Consider the following 2,058-nt stretch of genomic DNA (forward strand, 5'->3'; position numbering starts at 1 on the left):
GGCCCCCAAGTTCATAGGATGTCGCCTGCTGCCCCGCAGGCACAGACTGCAAGCCTTGCCAATTGGCGACGTTGAGGGGAGCGAACATGAAGTTCAGATCCACGCTGCTGCTGGCGGCTTCGATGGTGGCCGCGGGCGCCACCCAGGCGGCCACCTACGACTTCGGGCCGCATGCGGCCGTCGAGTTGTCCGCCCTGCTGGGCGGTGGCGCCGGCGGCGCCGCACCGGGCTCCTTCTCCGACTTCTTCACCTTCGAGCTCAGCGGCGGACCGCAGGTCGTGTCCAGTTCGGTGGTGGCCCTCAACAACGGCACGGTGCTGTCCATCACCGGCGGCCAGTACGCGCTGCTGTCCTTCGGGGCCAACGGCGTGTTCGACAACGGCGGTGGCGACGATCAGGTGGCGCCCGGCTCGCTGCACACCTTCGATGGCACCACCGGCAGCACCACCCATGCGCTGACGCTGGGCCCGGGCAAGTACTACTACGCCGTGGTGGGCAGCGCCGGTGGCTCGGTGGGCGGCTACTACACGCTCAGCTCCACCGTCACGCCGGTGCCCGAGCCGCATACCCAGCTGCTGATGCTGGCCGGCCTGAGTGCGTTCGGCTTCATCGCGGCACGCCGCAAGAGCCGCTGAGCCAAGGGCCGGTTGGCGGCCCGAAGCCAAGGCGTTGCAGCAGGTGCTGCAGCGCCTTTTTCTTTGCTGGGGTCAGGCGCCAGCACCGCGGCTGGCGTGGAAGTCGTGCAGCGACTTGCGCAGTGCCGAGGACCAGCCGCGCACGCTGGCCACCACCGAGGGCTTGACCTGTGCGCGACCGACGAAGTCGCGCACCGCATCGACCAGGCAGGCCTGGGCGGTTTCGCCCACGTACTGCCCGGCTTTCAACTCGGCGCGGTGGTCGAGCATGGCGGCCAGTTCATCGCATTCAAAAGCGGTATTGAGCTGCAATTCGCGCCGCAGCCACAACGCGGTGGTCATTTGATGGTCGCTGCGGTGCTCGCCCAAAGCCTGGCGGCGCGGCAGGATCACCAGCGGCTTGCGCAATACCAGCGACGACAGGATCGTGCCCATGCCGGCATGGGCGACGATGAGGTCGGAGGTTTGAAAGTAATCGTCCACCTCCGACGGTGGCAAAAAATCCACCGCCGCAAAATGCCGCGGCTGATAACTGGCGGGCCCGATCTGCCCGAATATCGGAACACTGGGATGGGCGCCCGCCCATTCATCCACGCAGCGCACCAGGCGATCAAATGGCAGTTGGGTTCCGACGGTCAGGAAGATCACAGTACACGCCCCGCATAAAAAGGTCCGTCGGCTTTGGCCAGGTCAGGCCACTGCGTCAGCCAAAGGTCGGCCCAATAACGCACCCAGCGGCCCGACATCGACATTTCTTCCGGATTGGCGATGCTGTCGATCCAGATCGTGCGTGCACCCAGCAGCTTGCCCAGCATCAGGCAGGCCGCGCCCGGCGCGGCGCCGGTCGAGATCACCACATGCGGGCGCAGCCGCAGCAGCAGCCACAGGATGTGCAGGAACATCAGCACCAGGCGCACGCGCGTCTGGTTGTTGGCGTCGTGCACCGAATAAGTGGGCTCGCTCACCTCCAGCGCATGGGCCGGGTTGGTGGTGAGATAACTCACGCGCGCCTGTGCAAATGCCGGCCGCAGCCTTTTGAGCTGAATCCAATGGCCCCCCGTGGAGGCAACGGCCAGCAACCGGCATTCACCTGGGCTTTGCACCTTGTCTCCTTGCGGGGCGCTTGATACTTGCAATCCATGATAGTGACGGCGGGTGCGCCTGCCATCCCTATGTCACAAGCCCGCGTTCTGTTCGCCCGACGGCGCAAGCCTTCAGAATTCCGCCATCGGTCCTTTCCAGCCACGATGAAAAAGTACTTGGTAGGCCTTGCGGCCATTGCCATCGGGGTTTACCTGGTCCTGGGCGTGGGTTTCTGGATTTACAGCCTGCCCAAGGACGAGCTGCTGCCTTTTGCCGACGATTTCGAAAGCGGCGATCTGCGGCAATGGCGCCGGCTGGGCTGGCAGCAACTGTGCTGCGA

3 protein-coding genes and 1 pseudogene are annotated in these 2,058 nt (G+C 65.2%); 2 read left to right on the forward strand and 2 right to left on the reverse strand.

What is annotated here, in order from left to right; genetic code table 11:
• The first annotated feature begins 86 nt into the window (after window positions 1-86).
• A complete protein-coding gene (locus ABNT58_RS24415) occupies window positions 87-635 on the forward strand; it encodes an FxDxF family PEP-CTERM protein (protein ID WP_348755990.1) in 549 nt (182 codons plus the stop codon).
• A gap of 72 nt (window positions 636-707) precedes the next feature.
• Here the strand turns inward: ABNT58_RS24415 and ABNT58_RS24420 are convergent, their stop codons facing one another.
• Together ABNT58_RS24420 and ABNT58_RS24425 are read right to left on the reverse strand one after the other, a co-directional pair.
• Window positions 708-1,283, reverse strand: a complete 576-nt coding sequence (locus ABNT58_RS24420; protein ID WP_348755991.1) for a glycosyltransferase — start codon at window positions 1,281-1,283, stop codon at window positions 708-710.
• Window positions 1,280-1,639, reverse strand: coding sequence for a glycosyl transferase (locus ABNT58_RS24425; protein WP_348755992.1), 360 nt, complete (start codon window positions 1,637-1,639; stop codon window positions 1,280-1,282). Before ABNT58_RS24425 ends, ABNT58_RS24420 begins: the two co-directional genes overlap by 4 nt.
• Before the next feature lie 168 nt (window positions 1,640-1,807).
• Here ABNT58_RS24425 and ABNT58_RS24430 point away from each other — a divergent pair.
• Window positions 1,808-2,058: pseudogene (locus tag ABNT58_RS24430) on the forward strand (hypothetical protein); the annotation flags it as partial.

The organism is uncultured Aquincola sp. (genome assembly GCF_964001545.1).
Taxonomy (GTDB): domain Bacteria; phylum Pseudomonadota; class Gammaproteobacteria; order Burkholderiales; family Burkholderiaceae_C; genus Aquincola.